Genomic DNA, 19871 nt, shown 5'->3' on the forward strand with positions numbered 1-19871 from the left:
TGTGCCGGAAACCACGCACACCGCCCGGCGGTGCGGGGGAAACGTGGCCCTGGGACTACACGTCCCGCCGCTTCAACAGCACGGCTGCGAGCAGGACGGGGATCACCACCCAAGCGCCCAGGACCAGCCCGGCCTGCCATGCCTCCAGGGTATCCGGAATGTGCTGGGCCGCCGTCAGCGGTTCCACGGTGTTGCCGGGCAGGTACTTACGGGCCTCCTTGAAGAAGTCCCCGGGAATGAGCTGGAAGGCAATGGGTGCCACAAAGAAGATGCCTACCAGGCTCATGATGCCGCCGGCCGAATTCCTGATCAGCGTACCCAGGGCCATGCCGATGGCGGCAACTGCTGCCACATAGATGCTGTTGACCAGGAGGAGCTTCACGGACTGCGAACTGCCCAGGTCCAGCTTGAGTCCGTAGTTGTCAAGGATGGGCACCGCCACGAGTCCCGCCACCCAGGTGGAGACAGCGGTGACCACGAATGATGTCACCATCACCACCACCAGCTTGGCAGCGAAAGCAGGGAGGCGCCGGGGTACTGCTGCAAAGGTGGATCGCGCCATGCCGGTGGTGAATTCCGAGCTCATCAGGAGCACGCCAAGGGACCCGAGGATCAGCTGGGCGAACGCGATGCCTGAAGTGGGCACGCTGACGGTGAGGTCTCCGCCCTGGGCCGCCACCCGCGCGGCGGCCTGCGGGTCCCTGTTGGCCGCATCCGCGAACTGGCCCGTCCCCCATGCGGACAGGGCGCCAAAACCAACCATGACCACGGCGGTGGAGGCAAGCAGGATGAGCGTGGAGAGAAGGCTGCGGAACTTAATGACTTCAGAGTTGAGGACCCGGATGAAGGTGGGGCCGGGACCGGCGAGGGACCGTCCGGCGTTGCTGGAGCCTGGCCTGGCGGGGGAGGAGCCCGGCTCGCGCGGGGACATCGATTCAGTGGTCGTGGAGCTCATTACTTGCTTACCTCCGCAGCGGGCAGGGAGTGGTATTCCACGTCGTCCTTGGTCAGTTCCATATATGCCTCCTCGAGGCTGGCAACAAGGGGCGTGAGCTCGTACACCATGACCTGGTTTTCCAAGGCCGTGGCTGCGATGGTTTTCGGTTCCAGGCCCGTTACTTCAAGCATCTCCCGCTCCGGAACGTCAATGGACGCACCCCGTCCGGCAAGCAGCTGCTGGAGTCGTTCAGGCTGGTCGGTGCGGACGCGGACACGCGCCTGCCCGTTGCCGGTGATGATGTCCCGGATGGGAGCGTCAGCAATGACCCGGCCGCGGCCGATGACGATGAGGTGGTCGGCCGTCTGCGCCATCTCGCTCATCAGGTGGCTGGAGAGGAACACCGTGCGCCCCTGCCCGGCGAGGTACCGGACCAGGTTGCGCACCCACACCACGCCCTCAGGGTCCAGGCCGTTGACGGGTTCGTCGAGGATGAGCGTTTGCGGATCCCCCAGCAGGGCCGCTGCGATGCCCAGCCGCTGGCCCATGCCCAGCGAGAACCCGCCGGCCTTTTTCCGCGCCACCGCGTCCAGTCCGGTCATCTCGATCACCTCGTGCACCCTGGTCTTGGGGATGCTGTGGGTGGCTGCCATGGCCAGCAGGTGGTTGTAAGCGCTGCGGCTGGTATGTACGGCCTTGGCATCAAGCAACGCGCCCACAACCCGCAGCGGTGCCTTGTGCTGGACGTAGGGCAGGCCGTTTACAGTGGCAGACCCCGAAGTCGGCCGGTCCAGCCCCATGATCATGCGCATGGTGGTGGACTTTCCTGCCCCGTTGGGTCCCAGGAAGCCGGTGACTTGGCCTGCCCTGACGGCGAAACTGACACCAGCCACGGCGGTTTTGGCGCCATAGACTTTGGTCAGCCCGTTTACCTCGATCATGAAGCGTCCTTTGAACGGCAGCGCGGCTGCAGACGTTGTGGGTGCGGATACCTTCCCCACGCTACCGATGCCGCCGCCGCTTTTCGCTGCTTTTCAGGGATGATTCAGGGGAGAATCAGGGTAGCCCTGCACCCACCGGCCGCGCTACCGGCGGGGCGAGTAGTAGGTCAGCGCCCTGGGCCGTACTTTGTAGGCTACTTTTCGCACCCCGGCCAGCGCTTCCCCGTCCACTGCCAGGGCCATGGGCGCGCCGCCTGCGTCAATCCTGACCTCCGTGGCCTCCCGCAAGTGCGTGATCCCGGAACTCGCCACCGTCCCCGTCAGCACGGACCACAGCAGACGTAGCCGGGCAAAGGATTCATCAGCGGTGATCAGCCGGACATCGAGAACGCCGTCATCCATCACTGGCCTGATCAGGGGCGCGTGGTCCCGGGGGTAATAGCGGCCGCGCCCCAGGTAGGCGATCCACACCTTGTGCCGGATGCCGTCCACGGACAGCGTGATGGGGCTGCCGGCGGCGAAGGTCCGGAACATGGCCACCACGCCGGCCAGTGGCTTTCCCAAGGCCGGCTGCAGGTGTTCCCGCCGCCGCACCAGGTTTGGGTAGAGGCCCACGCTGGAGGTGTTCAGCATGATCAGCTCCGAAACTTCCGGGTTTCCGGCCAGCCCGCGCTCCGCGGTGACCACACCGATGTCTGCCAGTGCGGCTTCCCCCTTGCCCGCCGCTTCCACCGCATCCTTCAGGCTTCCCGTACCTGCATCACGCGCAAAGTGGTTGAGGGTTCCGCCTGGAAGGACCAGCAGGGGAATGGAGCGTTCGACGGCGGCAGCGGCGGCCGCGCCCACAGTCCCGTCGCCACCCCACACACCCAAAGCCCGGGTCCCCGGAAAGTCCGCAGTGGCGCTAATACGCTGCACCAGGTCTTCGTCAGGTTGCACGGTGTTTATATGCGCTTTTGGAAATACTTCCCGGAGCGCGGAGGCGGTTTCCTCCTTGAACGAGCCACCCAGGGTGTTCACCACGATGCTGAGTCCCTCGCCGCCTGGAAGCGCAGGCGCGCTGGTCCACGCACGGGATGTCTGCGGGATGGGCGGGCGGGCCGGCCACCAATGGCGGGTTACCAAGGCGGCTCCGGCACCCAGGGCTGAGCCGAACAGGACATCCGAAGGCCAGTGCGCACCCGTGTGGACCCTTGAGTAGGCCACGCCCAGGGCGGCGGGCGCCAGGACCACACCGAGGGCTGGGCGGACCAGGCCGGCTCCGACCGCAAACGCCACAGCCGACGCGGAGTGTCCGGACGGCATGGAGGAGCTCGTGGGCTGCGGATGGACGAAACGGAAGACGGGCAGATGCTCGGGCAGCGGACGCGCCCGGGGGAGCAGCGTCTTGAACACCGCGTTGGTGACGGCGGATGCGACACCCTGGGCGATCAGGCCATGGAGCGCTGCCCTTCGTGTTTTTCCCGGGAAAAGCGCCAGGACCGCCGCCGTTCCCATCCAGAGCTTGCCTTGGTTGGCCGAGGCTGAGAGGCGGCGGAAGAAGACATCATAATCTCCGCCCGGCAGGTTGGAAACATGCCCGAGAAGGTATCTATCGAGGCGGCTGATCCAACTCCGGCTGTTGGGCCTGGTGCTTTGCATGTGATCACCCTAACCTGCAGGCCTATTCCTGCTCAGCAGGCTCCTGCTCTACGCGCAGGGGCCGGGCGGCTCCGGCGAGCAGCAGCGCCAGCAGGATGGGAGCCAGGATTGCCAGAAGTGCGGTGTGGATGCCGGTGAGGTCGCCGAGATAGCCCAGCAACGGCGGGCCTGCCAGGAACGATATATAACCCAAAGTGGATACAACCGATACGCGGGCAGCGGAGTGTTTCGGGTCATCCGAGGCAGCGGACATGCCCATGGGGAAGGCCAGGGCGGCACCCACACCCCAAAGGGCTGCCCCAACGCCGGCCAGCCAGATGTTGGACGCCAACACGAAGAGGCCCAGCCCCGCGGCCGCCGCGGCCATGCTGGCCCGGAGCACCGCGACCCGTCCGTACTTGTCGATGACCCGGCCGCCGAGGAACCGCATGGCCGTCATGGCCAGGACGAACAGGGCGAACATGAGGGCGCCGGTGGACTCGGAGGTGGCCAGACCGTCCACCGAGGCCTTGGCGATCCAGTCGTTGCCGGCTCCTTCGGTGAGGGTGGCACCCAGGACCACCAGACCGATGAGCAGGGTCCTGCTGTCCCGCCAGGCAGATGGTCCTTTGGCTGGTTTCGGCTCCCCTTCCACAAGGGCAGTCGGGATGTGGGGAAGGAAGTACCGTGGCACGCTCAGTGCCACCAGCACCACCACGGCTGCGATCACCAGGAGATGCAATGGCAGGTCGACGCCCATGGTTGACAGCCCCGCCCCCACGAGAGCGCCTACGAAAGCGCCGCCACTGAAGGCCGCGTGGAACTGCGGCATGACAGTGCGCCGGAGCTTGTGCTCAACGTCCGCTCCCTCGATGTTTTGTGCCACGTCCCAGAGACCGATCCCAATGCCAAAGAAGAACAGCGACACCGCCGTCCCGGGAATGGACGTGGCCAGGAGGGACATGGCGATGCCCACGCCTGCGGCGGCGGCAAGGAGGCCGGCAAAGCGCACAGTGCTGGCGGTCCCGATCCTGCCGACCACCAAGCCGGCGGTGGGAAGCGCGAGCAGGGAGCCGATGGCCGTGCACAGCAGCAGGGTGCCCATTTGGCCGGAAGTGATGTGCAGAGTCTGGGTGACAGCAGGAATCCTGGCCGCCCAGCTGGCAAAGACCAGCCCGTTGATGCCGAAGACCACGAACGTTGCTGCGGCCGCGGCCTTTAATCCTGTCTGCTGTTCCGTACCGGTGTTGGTACTCATACGCTCACTACTTCCACAGAGTATTTTTCAAGTTCGGACATGTCCTGCACACTGAATTTCCGGTCCGTGACAATGAGGTCCACCCGGGCCAGGCCGGCCACGAGTACCCGGGCGTGCGCCTGCCACTTTGCAGCTGTGGCAGCCACCACCACCCGTGCTGCCGATTCCAGGCCCGCTGTCTTGACTGCTGCATCTTCAAGGTCGTGGGCCAGCAAGCCGTCCTTGAAGTCCACGGCACAGGGCGTGAGCACGGCGGTGTCAAAGCGCAGGGACCTGATATTGGACTCGGCCAGGGGTCCGCGGAAACAGAGTTCACCGGGTACCACGCTGCCTCCGGGCAGCAGCAGCGCCGGGCGCGAACCCTCTGCACCGTCCCCTTCAGCTGCCGCGTTTAGCGCTTGAAGGGACATGGGCATGAGCGTCAGTTCCCTGCCTGCCACGGCCCGTGCCACCGCAGTGGCCGTGCTTCCACTGTCCAACCAGACGTGTTCGCGTTCAGCAAGGAGGCCTGCGACGGCTGCCGCGATCCGCCTCTTGCCGTCCAGCTCTTCCAGTTCCCGCTGTCCGTAACCGGGGTTCTGCCCCTGCCCAATCAGGCTCCGGGCACCCCCGTGGACCCTTCGAAGCACGCCATGGCCGGCAAGCACCTCGAGGTCGCGGCGGATGGTGGCACCGGAAGCGCCGCACGCCTGGATCAGCTCCTCAACGCTCACCTCTGGCTGCCGCCGAAGGACCTCGGTGATGGTGCGCTGCCGCTCCGCCGTCTTCATGATCAAATGCTACCAAAAAATGATTATTTGATCACTGAACGTGAGTGGTTCAGCGAATCCGCTCTACCCGTTGCTCGTCCCACACCGGTTCCGCGGACTCGTACACTTTGCCGTCGGATCCAAACACCAGGAACCGGTCGAACGTCCGCGCGAACCAGCGGTCGTGGGTAACCGCCAGGACGGTGCCTTCGAAGTGGTCGATGGCCCGTTCCAACGCTTCGGCCGAGTGCAGGTCCAGGTTGTCCGTGGGCTCGTCCAGCAGGAGCAGGGTGGCACCGCTGAGCTGGAGGAGCAGGATCTGGAACCGGGCCTGCTGGCCGCCGGAGAGGGACTCGTACTTTTGTTCCGACTGTCCGGCGAGGCCGTAGCCGTCCAGCGCGCCGGCGGCGGCCTCCCGGCCCAGCCCGGACCGGTGCTCATCGCCGCGGTGCAGGATCTCCAGCAGGGTCTTGCCCAGGAGGTCGGGCCGGACGTGGGTCTGGGCGAAGAACCCCGGGCGGATCCGCGCCCCGAGCTTCACGGTCCCTTCGTGCGGGACCTCCGCTATCTCCACATCGGATACAGGAAGGTGCTCCCGTTCCGGGTCCGTCCCGCCGGTGGCGAGCAGGCGCAGGAAGTGGGACTTGCCGGAGCCATTGGACCCGAGCACGCCCACGCGGTCACCGAACCATACCTCGGTGGAGAACGGCTTCATCAGGCCGGTGAGCTCCAATTGCTCCGCCACGATGGCGCGTTTGGCGGTCCGGCCGCCCTTGAGCCGCATCTGGACGTTCTGTTCGATGGGCAGCGCCTCGGGCGGCCCAATTTCGAGGAACTTGGCCAGCCGCGTTTGCGCTGCATGGTAGCGGTTGGCCATGTCGGAGCGGAAGGCGGCCTTGTTCTTGTACATGTTGACGAGTTCCTTGAGCTTGATGTGCTCCTCGTCCCAGCGTTTGCGGAGCTCCTCGAAGCGCGCGTTGCGGTCGTCACGTGCCTCCACGTAGGAGCCAAAGCCCCCGCCGTGGATCCAGGCCCCTGCCCCGTTGATGCCTGGTTCCAGGGTGACAATGCGGCCGGCGGCGTTGTTCAGGAGTTCCCGGTCGTGGCTGATGAAGAAGACCGTCTTCTTCGAGTCATTCAGCCTTTCCTCGAGCCAGCGCTTCCCCGGGACGTCCAGGTAGTTATCCGGCTCGTCAAGGAGCAGGAGATCATCCGGGCCGGCGAACAGTGCCTCCAGCACCAGGCGCTTTTGCTCGCCGCCGGACAGGGACGACGCCGGGCGGTGCTGCGCGCGGTCAAAGGGCAGGCCCAGCGCGGCCATGCAGACCTCGTCCCAGACGGTTTCGACGTCGTAGCCACCGGCATCCCCCCAGTCCACGATGGCCTGGGCGTACCGCATCTGGGTGGGCTCGTCGTCGTGCTCCATCATGGCCAGCTCTGCCTCATCAACCTCGCGGGCAGCGGCCGCCAGGGACGGGGGAGCGGCGGATACCAGGAGGTCCCGGACGGTGGAGCCGTCCCGCACCTGGCCCACGAACTGGCGCATGATCCCCATGGTCCCGGAGCGGCCCACCACGCCCTCGTCCGGAACCAGGTCTCCGGCGATGATCCGGAACAGTGTGGTCTTGCCGGTGCCGTTGGGGCCGATCAGGGCCGTTTTGGTGCCGTCCGGGACCTTGAAGGTGACCCCGTTCAGGAGCTGGGTGCCGTCGGAGAGGAAGTAGTCGATGCCGGAAACGTCAATATGGGCCACACCGTCAATCCTCCCACGGCTGTCCTTAGCCTGCGGCGGTGAGGAACTGCTTCAGCAGCGGGCCGGAGGTGGTGGCGCCCAGGCCGCCGTCCTCCACGAAGACGGCTACGGCCAGGTCACCATGGACGGCAACGATCCAGGCGTGCGTCTTGGGAGGATTCTCCGTGCCGAACTCGGCCGTTCCGGTCTTGGCGCCCACCGGGGCACCGGGGACGCTGGAAAGGAAGCCCGCGTGCCCGGAGGTGACCACGGCGCGCATCATGTCCGCAAGCGATGCCGCCTCCGCTGCGGTGATGGGCTTGTCCGACGCCGTGGAGGGCGCCTCTGCCGTGGCTGTCGCCGATGCTTCGGCTGCTGGAGCGGTGGATCCCGCCGTTGTCCCGGCGGCGGGAGCACCGGCGTCGGGATTCAGGACCAGCTGCGCCGAGACCGGGGCGCCCTTGGCGACCGAGCCGGCCATGATCGCCGCAGCCAGCGGGGACAGCAGCACCTTGCCCTGGCCAATCATGGATGCGGCGTGTTCCGTGCCCTGGGCTTCGCCGGGAACGGAGCCCAGGAAGGCTTCCGCCCCGAGCTTGGGCGCCTCAACCGCAACACCCATGGATGTGGCGGCAGCTTCAAGCTGGCCCTGCGAGACCGAGTCGCGCTGCGAGATGAAGGCAGTGTTGCAGGAGTGCGCAAAGGCGTCCCGCAGTGTGACCGCGCCCAGGGAGGTCTCGGGGTAGCCTTCGGAGTTCTTGAAGGTCCGTCCGTCCACTGTGAGCGTCGGGGTGCACTGGACGGTGGAGTCCGGCGTCATCCCGTTGCGGAACATTGCGAGGGAATCCACCATTTTGAAGATGGAGCCCGGTGCGTACTGTCCCAGCATGGCGGTGTTGTAGCCGTTGCTGCCGGGCCCGGAGGCCGCTGCCAGCACGGCCCCGCTGGAGGGGCGAAGCGCCACGATGGCTGACGCAGGCCCCACTTTTTCCAGGGTGGTTTCAGCCAGTGACTGCAGCCGCGGATCGAGCGTGGTCTTCAGTGGTGTCCCGGGCTTGGGTGCAACCTGGAAGAGAACGCGACGGGGGTCCGTTCCTGCGGACTGGATCTGTTCGCGGGTCAGGTCCGCCCGCTGCGCGCGGATGACGACGGCGTCCGATCCACGAAGCTGTTTGTCGTACTGCTGCTGGAGCCCGCCGATGCCGGTGACATCGCCTGCGGCCAGGGCACCTTTCGACGCGTCGATCTGTTCGGCCGTGGCTTCGCCAACGGAACCAAGGACTGCGCGCGCAAACGTCCTGCTCGGGGCCAGGGGAATCGACGCCGGAATTCCCCGGGCGCCGGGAATGGCCTGGATTTGCTCATCAGAGATGGTCCGGCCTTCTTCACGCAGGGTGATCGCGGGAACAAAGGCCTGCGCCCCGGCGGACTTGACCTGCTGCACGTAAGCGGCCGGGTCCACCCCTACCAGTGCTGCCAGCTTGCCTGCGGAATCGGCCGGGTCTGCCGCGCCCAGCTGGGGCTTGTCGATGCCCACATTCAGCACGGGCCGGTAGGTCACCAGCGGGACGTCACCGGCACCAAGGATGTCGGCGCGTTGGGGGGACTGGGATCCTTTGGTCACGATCTCGCTGTCCGCAAGGCCTGGTGCCAGGATGGCCGGGTCCCAGACGGTGAGCCATTTGTCGCCGGACTTCTTGAAGTTCGCCGCGATGGTGTATTTCCACTCAGCATCGCCGAGCTTCCATGTGTAGTTCAAGGGGGCGGACGCCTTGTCGCCGTCCAGCGTCAGGCCGCCGGCCTGGACCTCGGGCTTTTGCGGGTCCAGGGCCGCAAAGACCTGGTGCAGCTGGTCGTTGGCCGACGCCGCGTCCTTGCCTTCGAAAGCTACGGACCCTACGTCCAGCGCCGAGACCGCGGCGGCCAGTTGTTGTGCCGCGGTTTCTGCCCCGGATTTTCCGTCATCGCAGGCCACCAGGGAGGTTCCGAGAATGAGCGCAGCTACGGCAAGCGAAAGTTTTGTTGATTTCCCCATCGCGCCATTATCCCCCGGGCCGGACGCGGGCAATGCCAACCGGCCGCCAGGACGTGCGGACCCCGGGAACTTAGTGCCGGGGAACCTGGGAGAGTCCCAACTCCGGGACCGGCAGCCTGAAGATGTCCTTGAGGGCATGCTTTGCCGCATGCATCCCCGGCATGCCTGTCACCCCCGGCCCCGGTGGGGTCGACGACGAGCAGAGGTAGACGCCCAGCAGCGGCGTCCGCCACGGGACAGGGGAGACGACCGGCTTCTGGATAAGCCCCCGGACGTCCATCACGCCCGCACTGAAGTCGCCCCCGACGTAGTTGCGGTTGTACTCAGCCAGCTCCGCCGCGGTGATGACGTGCGATTCCACCACCAGGTCGCGGAACCCCGGCGCGAACCGTTCCAGCTGCGCCACCACCTGGCTGGTCATGTCCTTTGTTGAGCCGGAGGGAACATGGCAGTAGGTCCACAGTATGTGCCGTCCCGCCGGAGCGCGGCTGGAGTCGAAGCGGGAGGGCTGGGCGACGAGAACGTACGGCCGCTCGGGATGGCGTCCGGCACTGACCTCGTTTTCCGAGCGCGCCAGTTCCGCCCGTGTACCGCCCACGTGCACCGTGCCGGCGTCGGAAAGCCCGGCGGCCTGCCACGGAACCGGCCCGGAGAGGATGAAGTCCACCTTGCAGGAGCCGTTGCCGTAGCGGAAACGCTCCAGTGGCCGCCGGTAGTGGCCGGGGAGCGAGTCCCCCGCCATGTTCAGCAGTCCCTGGGGGGCCACGTCCAGGAGGGTGGCCCGGGCGGCAGGAAGCTGCTCCAGCCGGTCGATCGGGGTTCCAGTGTGGATGACCCCGCCGTGGGCGCGGATGTCCTCGGCCAGTGCTTCGGCGATTGATGCGGAGCCGCCGCTGGGGATGGGCCACCCACCGGCGTGCCCCAGGGCACCGAGCATGAGCCCGGCCCCGGCGGCTGCGAGGGAGGGCAGATGGGAGATGGCGTGCGCGGCCACACCGCTGAGGAGAGCCGGCGCAAGTTCTTCCCGGAACCTGGCGTTCCACAGTCCGGTTCCCTGTTCCAGGGTCCGTAGTCCGTAAATTCCGGCCACCAGGGGGTTCCGTGGGATCCGGAGTAGCTGGTTCTGCGTAAAGTCCATGACGTCGTCGATGTGCTGGACCAACGGTTCCATGAGCCGTCGGTAGGCGGGGCCGTCCTGTCCCAGTTCCGCCGCGGTCCTGTCCAGCGATTTGTAGGCCAGCGCTGCGCGGCCGCCGTCCAGTGGCGAGCCGAAGGACACTTCCGGGGTGACCAGATCCACCCGCCGGGGCAGTTCGAAGGCACGGAAGAAAGGGGATGCCACGGCCATTGGATGCACGGCGGAGCAGACGTCATGGAAGTGCTCCGGCTGCATCAGCTCGGTGGTCCGGGTTCCGCCGCCGATTTTCGTGGCTGCCTCGAAGACCTCCACCGAGAGTCCGGCGCGTGCCATGACTGCTGCTGCCGAGAGCCCATTGGGACCGGAGCCTACTACCGCGACATCAGGCATGGGACCTTGCTTTCGAATGAGCGAGCGAAACGGCAGGCCGGCGCGGGTTCGGACGGAACCGGTCGGGTGCGTTGGCGAAAGGGCCGCCGTGCGGGTCATCAAGATGGTGGCGCCGGATGGGGTCGTACGTGGGGTTGTAGATATCCCAGACGACGCGTGCCATGAGGTAGCCCACCGCGGCCATGTGTGCGGCTACGGCGAGGACGTAGTAGGGCATGTCCAGGTTGTGCTGGGAAGAACCTGCGCTGGTCACCTGACCAAGGTACATCCAGATTGCGGCCCAATGCAGGGCTTCGATGCCCTGCCAGACCAGGAAGTCGCGCCACCGCGGCCTGGCCAGGGCCAGCAGCGGAATGAGCCACACCACGTACTGCGGCGAATAGACCTTGCTGGTCATGATGAAGGCAGCCACGATAAGGAATGCGAGTTGGGCCAGGCGCGGGCGGCGGCGGGCCGTCAGGGCTACAGCGGCAATGCCGGCGCAGGCCGCCACAAAGAGCCCCGCGGACAGGACGCTGACCCCTTCGGCACCCAGCCCGGACCAGCCCAGCCTGTCCGCCACAAGGTTGTAGGCGAACCAGGCCGAGCTGTACCCGGCACCCCGTTCGGCGCTGTACTGGAAAAAATAGGTCCAGCCGGAAAAGTTGGCGAGGGCGAACGGCAGGTTGACCACCAGCCACGTGGCACCCGCGCTGCCGGCGGTCACCAGCAGCGGGCGCCATCTTCCCGTGCGCACCGCAAGCAGCAGGATGGCCCCGAGCACCAGCACCGGATACAGCTTGGTAGCCGTGGCCAGGCCGATCAGCACCCCGGCGGGAACAAGGCGCTGCCGGGCGAAAAAGTACATGCCCAGCGCCAGGAGGAACACCGCCCAGAGATCCCAGTTGATGGTTCCGGCCAGCACGATTCCCGGCGCAACCGCCACCATGGCGGCGTCCCAGGGGCGGCGGCCGGGCATGCGGGCGATCACCAGAACGGTGAGCATGGCCACCACCGCCAGCAGCACGGTGTTGATATCGAAGTAGGCCAGCGCCCGGGCGTTGGCATCTCCGCCAGGCACCAGCCATGCCGTCAGCCCCGCAATCAACCCGAGGAGCACCGGGTATTCGAATTGGCTGCCGCTGCCCAGGATGGGAAAGATTCCTGCCGCCATGCCACGGTTCCGGAACAGCTCGGGGAAGTCCGAGTAGCAGGTGGCATAAAACTGCGTGGGCGTCTCCCACCCGTTGACCCTGCAATATCCCTTCAGCAGGATCCCCAGCAGGGCGGCCAGCGCCGTGAGGACCACGAGCACCCGCTCCACAGTGAAGATGCCCGGGGTGACCACGCCGGGATCGGCCCTGGTGCCCAGCGGGCCGCCGATCACCTCCGTGAATTTCCGCAACAGGGCATCACTGCGGCTGGGCACCACGATGCGGGGCCGTCGTCCATCCTCCGGCGGCTGGGTCTCGTGCATGGGATCGAGCTTACAGCCGGCCCCTTCCCCCAGGACCGGGACCGGCTGTCAGCGCAGGCCGCCTACCTGCTGGTGCATCAGCACGAAGACGTCATTCCGATGCTGCTCCAGCAGCTCAATGTTCAGGGAACTGCGGCGCAGCAGGGGGCGGGACAGAAGTCTCATGATTCTTTGCATCAAAGGAAACCACCTCCTTTCTTCAAACTTCAGGCAGGAAAAAATTGCATGGCGGATCAGCGCCGCTTTTCGTCTGCAAAAGCCCGTGAATCACGGCAAGGAGATTCCCGAAAGGGAATTAAAGGGAATTGTGCGGAAAGCACAATTAAATGGATCGCCTGTAAAGTCCTCCGAATACATGACTGTTCGGAGGCAAAGTGAGGGCTGCATCAGCGGCTGGTCTGCGGAGTCAGCAGAAGCATGTCCGTTCGGACGTAAAAGGAACCTGAGCAGCGGTCCCGCCGGAAAGGCTGGCGCCGGTTAGCGGCGTCGCAGCAAGCCCGGGGAGACGGCAGGCCGCCCGGTGCCCGAATTGACCGAGGCAACGCATGCGGAATCAGCAAAAGCCGGGAATGCATTGACGGTGGCATTCCATTCGCCAGTCAAAGTCATCATTATCCCAACCTCCTTCTTTGCTGTCCGCTGCGTGGATTGCGATGCGGCCTGGAACCCAGGCCGATCACCATGGGGTCAGGAATAAAGGTATCGCAGGATTCGGCGAATTGCCAGCAATTCGCAGAGGAAAAAGTAGAACTTTCCGGAAAGAAAGGTTTACAGGCCCCAACGGACAATAGCGGGTGTCTTTTTATCCCAGCCCAGGGTGCAGACCTTGGCCGTCCCCAGGACAAAGTGCCGGCCCTCCGCAGGCGGCAGTTCCAGCCAGCGCGCGGTGAGGATCCGGGAGAAATGCCCGTGCGCCACGATCAGCACGTTATCCATCCCGGATTCCAGGATCCGGCCGATAATCTTGTCCGCCCTGGCGGCGACCTCGTCCAGCGTCTCACCGTTGGGCACGCCATGGGTCCAGATCAGGTAGTCGGGGTTGTCCTTGCGGATCAGGTCGGAGCTGATCCCTTCGTAGTCGCCGTAGTTCCACTCCACGGCCAGCGGCTCGTGCCGGGCGTCGGGGAAGCCGGCAAGTTCGGCGGTCCGCCGTGCCCGGCGCAGCGGCGAGGTGAGCACCAGGTCGAAATCAACGCCGTCCAGCACCTTCCGGGCCTCGACGGCCTGCTGTTCGCCTTCCACGGTCAGCGGGAGATCGGTCAGGCCGGTGTACTGCCCGCTTTTGGACCACTCGGTCTCACCGTGGCGGAGGATCCAGAGTTGCGGGCGCGGGGCAAAGGCGGGGTTGGTCACTTGGACTCCTCAACGGGTGAAGGTTCGACGACGGCGGGAGAGGCTTCGGCCCCAGGTCCTGCAGGTGCTGATTCAGGCTGTTCCGCCCACCAGCGGAGCAGGCGTGCCTCCGCTTCTTCGGTGGGCAGCGGTCCGTATTCCATCCGTTCATTTAGAAGGAATTTGTAGGCGCGGCCCACCACGGGCCCGGGCTTGAGTCCCAGCAGCGCCATGATCCGCGCACCGTCCAGGTCCGGGCGCACGGCGTCCAGGGACTCCTGTTCCCGGAGGGCGGCAATCCGTGCTTCAAGGTCGTCGTAGGCGAAGGCCAGGCGTTCGGACTTTCGCTGGTTCCTGGTGGTGACGTCGGAGCGGGTCAGCCGGTGCAGGCGTTCGAGCAGCGGCCCGGCGTCCGTGACATAGCGCCGGACGGCGGAGTCGCTCCAGCCGGCGTCGCCGTAGCCGTAGAAGCGCATATGGAGTTCCACCAGCCGCGCCACGGCCTTGGTGGTGTCGTTGTCGAACCGCAAAGCCTTCATCCGCTTGCTGGTGAGCTTGGCACCCACCATGTCGTGGTGGCGGAAGCTCACCGCGCCGCCCGGTTCGAAGCGGCGCGTGGCCGGCTTCCCGACGTCGTGCATCAATGCTGCAAAGCGCAGCACGAAGTCCGGCCCGGGCACAGGGCCCTCCACGTCCGTTTCAAGCTCGGCTGCCTGTTCCAGGACCTGCAGGGAGTGCTGGTAGACGTCCTTGTGCCGGTGGTGCTCGTCGGATTCGAGGCGGAGGGCGGAGACCTCGGGCAGCACGTGCTCGGCCAGGCCGGTGTCCACCAGGAGGTCGATGCCTGTCCGGGGGCGGGACCCACAGACCAGCTTGACCAGTTCGTCCCGCACCCGCTCCGCGGAAATGATCTTGATCCGGTCGGCCATGCCCGTCATGGCATCCCGGACGTCGTCGCTGACGGTGACCCCCAGCTGGGCGGCGAACCGGGCCGCACGCATCATGCGCAGCGGGTCGTCAGAGAAGGATGCTTCCGGCGAACCCGGGGTGGCCAGCACGGAGGCGTGGAGGTCCCGCACACCGCCGAAAGGGTCCACCAGCTCCATGGAAGGCAGCTTGAGGGCCATGGCGTTGATGGTGAAATCCCGGCGCAGCAGGTCGTCGGTCAGCGAGGAACCAAAAGCCACCACTGGTTTCCGGGAGTCGGGATCGTAAGCCTCTGCCCGGTAGGTGGTGATCTCGATCTGGAATCCGGCCTTTCGCATGCCGATGGTGCCGAAGGCCCGGCCGATCTCCCAAAAGTTGTCGGCCCACTTCTTGATGAGTGCCACAGTCTGGTCCGGGGTGGCGTCAGTGGTGAAGTCCAGGTCGGGGGAGGTCCGGCCCAGGAAGAGGTCGCGCACCGGACCGCCCACAAGCGACAGCTCGTGGCCGGCGTCCACGAAGCGCTGCCCGAGCTCCAGGACCACCGGGGGCACCTTGAAGTCGACAGTGTGGGAATCAGTCTTGTGATGTGCGTGCGCCATAGTTCCTTAAGCTTGGCAGAAACCTGCGCCTTGGCAGTCCAAAAACGCGTCACGATCCGCGCTGATTGGCCCTCCCCTCCGGAAAGTGCGTCATATCCCGTCCATGTTGGTGTCATGTTCCGGTCATCACGGGAGGGCAACAGTCGTTAGAGTGGACTCCATGGCCCATCCAGTACCGAGCGCTCCAGGCAGGAGGACAAACGCACCATTGCCGTCGGCAATCGGTGCGCACGTTGCCCCTGCCCAGCATTCGGCACCGGCATCGCTGCCCACGGTGGAGGAAGTCTCCGCCGGGGGCGTTGTGGTGGACACGTCCGACGCCGAATTGAGGGTGGCGATTATTGCCCGCCTTAACAGGGGTGGACGCCTTGAGTGGTGCCTGCCCAAAGGTCATCCGGAGGGCAAGGAAAACAACGAAGAGGCCGCGGTCCGGGAAATTGCCGAGGAAACGGGCATCGAGGGGACCATCCTGGCACCGCTGGGCAGCATCGACTACTGGTTCACCGTCAGCGGCCACCGGGTCCACAAGACCGTGCACCATTACCTCCTGCGCGCCACGGGCGGCGAGCTCACCATCGAGAACGATCCCGACCAGGAAGCCGTAGACGTCGCCTGGGTGCCTATCCAGGAGCTGGCCCGGAAGCTGTCCTTCCCCAACGAACGCCGCATCGCCGACCTCGCCCGCGAGGTCCTGCCCGGGCACCTCTAAGCCAGCCCGCCGCCGTCGCCATTGCGGTGTTAAGTGCCGGCGGGTGAGACGATGAAGTCGATGTCAGCTACCAACTTTCCTTCCGACCGGTCCGGCCGGCCCGATGACGCCGCACCTGACGGCGTGCCCCCAGAGCCGGCAGCCCCGGACCTCGCGGAGCCCGCAGCGGCAGGCGTCAGCGAGACCCGTTCCAGCGCCATCATGGCTGCGGGTACGCTCGTGTCCCGTTTCCTGGGCTTCGGCAAGACCTGGATGCTCGGCACCGCCCTGGGCCTCGGTTCAACGGTCAATGACACGTTCATCAACGCCAACAACCTGCCCAACCTGATCTTCCTCCTGGTGGCCGGCGGCGTGTTCAACGCCGTGCTGGTACCTCAGATCATCAAGGCCAGCAAGGCCCCGGACAGGGGAGCGGACTACATCAGCCGGCTGCTGACACTCGCTGTCCTGCTCCTGTTCGGCCTGACGGCTCTGGTCACCCTGGCGGCACCGGGGGTCATCGAACTGACCACCCAGGGCTACTCGCCACAGCAAAAAGCCCTCGCGGTCACCTTTGCCTTCTGGTGCCTCCCGCAGATCTTCTTCTACGGCCTCTACGCCCTGCTTACCCAGGTCCTGAACGCCAACGGCGCGTTCGGCCCTGCCATGTGGGCGCCCATCCTGAACAATGTGGTGGCCATCGCAGGCCTGGGGATGTTCATTTGGGTTTTCGGCACCAACGAGTTCAGCCGGCACACTTTGGACAACTGGGGGTCCACGCAGACGCTGCTGATCGCCGGGTTCTCCACCATTGGTGTGCTGTCGCAGACTGCCATCCTGCTGGTGCCGGTTTTCCGTCTGAAGCTGGGACTCCGGCCGCGTTTTGGCTGGCGCGGCGTGGGCCTGGGCCACGCGGCCAGGCTGAGCGTGTGGACGCTCCTGACGGCCGCCGTCGGGCAGCTGGCCTTCCTGTATGTCATGCGTATCGCCACCATCCCCGGTGCGGAGCGTATCCGGCTGCAGCAGGCGGGGGACCCCTCGGCGTCCACCCTTCCCGGCAACGCGGTCCTTGAAGTCGCCAGCCAGCTGTACCTGCTGCCCCATTCGATCATTGCGCTGTCCCTGGCCACCGTGCTGTTCAACCGCATGACCCGAGCCTCCCAGGAGGGCAACCGGGCGGAACTGCGGGATGCCCTGTCGCACGGGCTGCGGACCATGGCCGTAGCCACTGTTTTTGGTGCCTTGGCGCTGTTCGCCCTGGCAGGTCCGCTGGGCATGTTTTTCTCGGGCGGCCTGCGCCAGGACGGCGTCATGCTGGCCCAGACGCTGACCATCCTGGCCCTCAGCACCCCGTTCATGAGTGCCAACTTCATGATGTCCCGCGTGTTCTACGCCAACGAGGACGCCCGCACGCCCTTCTACGTCCAGCTGCTCCTCGCCGTGGTGTACGTGGCCGGCGCCTTCGCCATCCAGTTCCTGCCGGTGGGCCGGATCATCTACGCAGTCGCCGTCCTGTATATGGTGGGCAACATCCTGTCCGTGGTCATCAGCGCATTCTTCCTGCGCCGCATGCTGGGCAGCCTCGACGGTCCGCGGATTGCCAACTCGTACATCCGCATGGGGTACGCGGCCCTGGGTTCGGCCATCGCCGGTGCCGTTGCCCTGTGGCTCATGGGCAGCTACAACCCCGACGGCTTCGCGTGGAGCGGGCGCCTCCAGGCGCTGGTGACGCTCGTGGTGGCGGGCCCGGTCATGCTGGCCGTCTACTTCCTCCTCCTTCGCGTGTTCCGCGTCTCTGAACTGAGCGACATGCTCCGGCCCCTGCTGGGAAGGTTTGGCCGGGGTGGCCCGGCTTCCGCTCCGGAAGCCGGGGACGCGCCGTCGCCCTCTCCCTCCGCCGGTCCCTCCGCTGACCGCCCGGAACGGGCCACAACATCCGTGGACACCGGCCTCATTCCCCGAATTTCCGGGGAGTTCGACGCCGTGTCCTTCCGTGCCGGCCCAGATCCCCAACGAGGGGCCCGCCGCCAGGACACGTACGACGACGGTGCGCGGCAGGGTGCCGAAGGAGCCTACCTGCCGGGCGAGGACCAGCCAAGCACCGCACGGGGCGGCCTGCTGAGTGAACAGATTCCACTTCCCGGCCGGCGCACCTACCAAGGCAAGGCCGGCGAGAACCCATTTTTCAGCAGCCGGCGGAAGCGCAGAAAGTAGCCCATGTGTGTCCCGGCGGCCGTCTTCTCCGCGGCCGTCCGTAGCGGATCGGCTAGGATCGAACAGGTACAGGGGTAGTTGCATTCAGGGTTTGCCGTGCGCGGCGCCTGAAGGGCGGTTGCGTCATCGAGGCCGGCGATCCCGGACAGTCTAGGAGGAACACGTGTCCAACCCGATCGATGTCGGATCAGTACTGGGCGGCCGGTACAAGGTCACCGCCACAGTGTTGGCTTCGCACGACCACGATCTGGTGCTGGACGGTGTGGACCAGGTCCTCAACCGCCCGGTCAGCATCCTGGTTGCCGGGCCGGAGAACACGGAACAGGTTGCGCAGAGTGCCCGTGAAGTGGCCACCGGCGAACGTCCCGGAACGGTGCAGGTCCTGGACCTTGGCGTGACCGAGGACGCCACCTACCTCATCACAAACCACACTTCCGCCGCCGACCTGCTGGACCTGGTGGTGGCCCCCAGCCCGCCGTACGTGGAGCCGTTCTTCACCGACACCTTGGGCAGCGAGATTTTCGGGCAGGCGCGGTCGCACGAGCCCGAGCCGTACGACGAAGAAGACCACGTCGAGGCAGGCTACATCAGCTACGCCGATTCGCACCCTAACCAGGTTGATCCCTACCGTTCAGCTCCGGACGTCCCGCCCAGGCCTCCTGTCCGTCCCGCTGCCCGGCAGCCCGCACCGACGGGCCGGACCGGAGCGGCTGCAGCCGCTGCTGCTGGTGCCGCCGGTGCTACCGCGGCTTCCGGTGCCGCCGCGGCTTCGAAGACGGGGACGGGCGCCTCCCGGATAGACCCTAATGCCACTGCTGCACAGCCGATCGCCCATAACCCTGCAACCGCGTCCGGGCCGGCACGCTCCGCGGATACAGACACTGGCCCGAACGATACTGCTCCTGCGGGCAACTCTTCGGCAGAGGCCCAGCCATCCGTTGCGGAACGCAAGCCGAAGGTGTCCCTGTGGTCCAACGACGACTATGCCCAGGCTGGGGACCAGGAGCCGTACGAGGACATTGATGAGGCCCCGCAGGAGCCGCGCCCGGTCAAGAGCAAGTCAGCCCTGTTCGCCCGTGCGGCGGCACCCGCTGCCACCGGTGTCTCGTTTGCTGACCGCGATGACTACAACGATGACCAGGAAGAGTCCGAAAACCAGCCCCGATCCATGCGTTGGCTGGTGGGCGGTCTACTGGCTGTTGTCCTGATTGCCGGCCTGATCTTCGCCGTCACCAACCTCGGAAGCCTTTTCACGTCGGAACCGCAGGCCAAGCCTACTGCTGCGCCTGTTACCAGCACTGCACCGCAGGCCTCTGCGCCGGCAACGCAGGCAGCTCCGTCCGCGCCCCCTGTTGTTCCGCCGGTCATCGAGAGCGTCACCAGGCAGGGGAATTTCGACTTCGCCGCCACGTTCGACGGCGACCTGATCAAGGCATACGACGGTAACGCCGCCAGCTACTGGTCGGACATGGAGTTCGCGACGGAGAACTGGGGCGGTCTGGCACCCCAGGGTGTCCCGCTCGTAGTGAAATTGAAGGGCACCGCCACCATCTCCGCCATCACGCTCTCCCAGCTCGGAGGATCGGGTGGCAACATCACCGTCTACACCAACGACCGGCCTTCCATGGACGGAGCCAAGGCAGTGGGAACGAACAGCTTCACATCCACTGACTTGAACATGCCCCTCCCGGAACCCGTCCAGGCGCAGTACGTGATCGTCTCCATTAACTCCCTGCCCAAGCTTGCGGCGCCCAAGACCCGGTATGGCTACGGCCTCCGGCTTGCTGAGATCAAGGTCCAGTAGAGCTTCGTCACCACGGCACCCTGCTGCTGCAATCAGGCCCGCAGCAGCAGG

15 protein-coding genes are annotated in these 19871 nt (G+C 66.0%); 4 read left to right on the top strand and 11 right to left on the bottom strand.

Annotation, left to right across the window (positions count from 1 at the left end):
- Window positions 1-55: 55 nt before the first annotated feature.
- The 9 genes from J7I84_RS13915 to J7I84_RS13955 all read right to left on the bottom strand — a co-directional run bounded on the left by J7I84_RS13915 (window position 56) and on the right by J7I84_RS13955 (window position 12256).
- Window positions 56-955, bottom strand: coding sequence for an ABC transporter permease (locus J7I84_RS13915; RefSeq protein ID WP_214945145.1), 900 nt, complete (start codon window positions 953-955; stop codon window positions 56-58).
- Window positions 955-1878, bottom strand: coding sequence for an ABC transporter ATP-binding protein (locus J7I84_RS13920; protein WP_214945146.1), 924 nt, complete (start codon window positions 1876-1878; stop codon window positions 955-957). The genes J7I84_RS13915 and J7I84_RS13920 overlap by 1 nt, the downstream gene beginning before the upstream one ends.
- A gap of 144 nt (window positions 1879-2022) precedes the next feature.
- Window positions 2023-3519, bottom strand: a complete 1497-nt coding sequence (locus J7I84_RS13925) for a bifunctional phosphatase PAP2/diacylglycerol kinase family protein (protein ID WP_214945147.1) — start codon at window positions 3517-3519, stop codon at window positions 2023-2025.
- Between the two features lie 22 nt (window positions 3520-3541).
- Entirely contained in the window at window positions 3542-4756 is a 1215-nt protein-coding gene (locus J7I84_RS13930) for an MFS transporter (protein ID WP_214945148.1), read from the bottom strand.
- Window positions 4753-5526, bottom strand: coding sequence for a DeoR/GlpR family DNA-binding transcription regulator (locus J7I84_RS13935; protein WP_214945149.1), 774 nt, complete (start codon window positions 5524-5526; stop codon window positions 4753-4755). Before J7I84_RS13935 ends, J7I84_RS13930 begins: the two co-directional genes overlap by 4 nt.
- A 49-nt stretch (window positions 5527-5575) precedes the next feature.
- Window positions 5576-7258, bottom strand: coding sequence for an ABC-F family ATP-binding cassette domain-containing protein (locus J7I84_RS13940; protein ID WP_214945150.1), 1683 nt, complete (start codon window positions 7256-7258; stop codon window positions 5576-5578).
- Between the two features lie 25 nt (window positions 7259-7283).
- Window positions 7284-9272, bottom strand: coding sequence for a penicillin-binding transpeptidase domain-containing protein (locus J7I84_RS13945; protein WP_214945151.1), 1989 nt, complete (start codon window positions 9270-9272; stop codon window positions 7284-7286).
- 70 nt (window positions 9273-9342) lie between these two features.
- Complete coding sequence (locus J7I84_RS13950; RefSeq protein ID WP_214945152.1) at window positions 9343-10800, bottom strand: NAD(P)/FAD-dependent oxidoreductase; 1458 nt, start codon at window positions 10798-10800, stop codon at window positions 9343-9345.
- Window positions 10793-12256, bottom strand: a complete 1464-nt coding sequence (locus J7I84_RS13955) for a glycosyltransferase family 87 protein (RefSeq protein WP_214945153.1) — start codon at window positions 12254-12256, stop codon at window positions 10793-10795. The genes J7I84_RS13950 and J7I84_RS13955 overlap by 8 nt, the downstream gene beginning before the upstream one ends.
- A gap of 163 nt (window positions 12257-12419) precedes the next feature.
- Here J7I84_RS13955 and J7I84_RS13960 point away from each other — a divergent pair, with 163 nt between their 5' ends.
- Entirely contained in the window at window positions 12420-12737 is a 318-nt protein-coding gene (locus tag J7I84_RS13960) for a hypothetical protein (protein ID WP_214945154.1), read from the top strand.
- A 287-nt stretch (window positions 12738-13024) separates the two neighbouring features.
- On the opposite strand, the gene J7I84_RS13965 is transcribed toward J7I84_RS13960, so the two are convergent.
- Together J7I84_RS13965 and J7I84_RS13970 are read right to left on the bottom strand one after the other, a co-directional pair.
- Window positions 13025-13609: a histidine phosphatase family protein gene (locus J7I84_RS13965; protein ID WP_214945155.1), complete on the bottom strand. Its 585-nt coding sequence runs from the start codon at window positions 13607-13609 to the stop codon at window positions 13025-13027.
- A complete protein-coding gene (locus J7I84_RS13970) occupies window positions 13606-15114 on the bottom strand; it encodes a CCA tRNA nucleotidyltransferase (protein ID WP_214945156.1) in 1509 nt (502 codons plus the stop codon). The genes J7I84_RS13965 and J7I84_RS13970 overlap by 4 nt, the downstream gene beginning before the upstream one ends.
- Window positions 15115-15322: 208 nt before the next feature.
- Here J7I84_RS13970 and J7I84_RS13975 point away from each other — a divergent pair, with 208 nt between their 5' ends.
- The 3 genes from J7I84_RS13975 to J7I84_RS13985 all read left to right on the top strand — a co-directional run bounded on the left by J7I84_RS13975 (window position 15323) and on the right by J7I84_RS13985 (window position 19820).
- Complete coding sequence (locus tag J7I84_RS13975; protein ID WP_214945157.1) at window positions 15323-15823, top strand: NUDIX hydrolase; 501 nt, start codon at window positions 15323-15325, stop codon at window positions 15821-15823.
- 60 nt (window positions 15824-15883) lie between these two features.
- Window positions 15884-18016: a murein biosynthesis integral membrane protein MurJ gene (gene murJ / locus J7I84_RS13980; RefSeq protein ID WP_214945158.1), complete on the top strand. Its 2133-nt coding sequence runs from the start codon at window positions 15884-15886 to the stop codon at window positions 18014-18016.
- Between the two features lie 163 nt (window positions 18017-18179).
- Window positions 18180-19820, top strand: coding sequence for a discoidin domain-containing protein (locus J7I84_RS13985; RefSeq protein WP_214945159.1), 1641 nt, complete (start codon window positions 18180-18182; stop codon window positions 19818-19820).
- The last annotated feature ends 51 nt before the right edge of the window (window positions 19821-19871 follow it).

It is taken from the genome of Arthrobacter sp. ISL-85, assembly GCF_018613675.1.
In the GTDB taxonomy this organism is placed as follows: Bacteria; Actinomycetota; Actinomycetes; order Actinomycetales; family Micrococcaceae; genus Arthrobacter.

Excerpts from the sequence above, each read along its gene's own strand:
- J7I84_RS13915 (WP_214945145.1), bottom strand. The coding sequence starts at position 955 with ATGAGCTCCACGACCACTGAATCGATGTCCCCGCGCGAGCCGGGCTCC.
- J7I84_RS13920 (WP_214945146.1), bottom strand. The coding sequence starts at position 1,878 with ATGATCGAGGTAAACGGGCTGACCAAAGTCTATGGCGCCAAAACCGCC.
- J7I84_RS13925 (WP_214945147.1), bottom strand. The coding sequence starts at position 3,519 with ATGCAAAGCACCAGGCCCAACAGCCGGAGTTGGATCAGCCGCCTCGAT.
- J7I84_RS13930 (WP_214945148.1), bottom strand. The coding sequence starts at position 4,756 with ATGAGTACCAACACCGGTACGGAACAGCAGACAGGATTAAAGGCCGCG.
- J7I84_RS13935 (WP_214945149.1), bottom strand. The coding sequence starts at position 5,526 with ATGAAGACGGCGGAGCGGCAGCGCACCATCACCGAGGTCCTTCGGCGG.
- J7I84_RS13945 (WP_214945151.1), bottom strand. The coding sequence starts at position 9,272 with ATGGGGAAATCAACAAAACTTTCGCTTGCCGTAGCTGCGCTCATTCTC.
- J7I84_RS13950 (WP_214945152.1), bottom strand. The coding sequence starts at position 10,800 with ATGCCTGATGTCGCGGTAGTAGGCTCCGGTCCCAATGGGCTCTCGGCA.
- J7I84_RS13955 (WP_214945153.1), bottom strand. The coding sequence starts at position 12,256 with ATGCACGAGACCCAGCCGCCGGAGGATGGACGACGGCCCCGCATCGTG.
- J7I84_RS13960 (WP_214945154.1), top strand. The coding sequence starts at position 12,420 with ATGATTCTTTGCATCAAAGGAAACCACCTCCTTTCTTCAAACTTCAGG.
- J7I84_RS13970 (WP_214945156.1), bottom strand. The coding sequence starts at position 15,114 with ATGGCGCACGCACATCACAAGACTGATTCCCACACTGTCGACTTCAAG.
- murJ (WP_214945158.1), top strand. The coding sequence starts at position 15,884 with ATGTCAGCTACCAACTTTCCTTCCGACCGGTCCGGCCGGCCCGATGAC.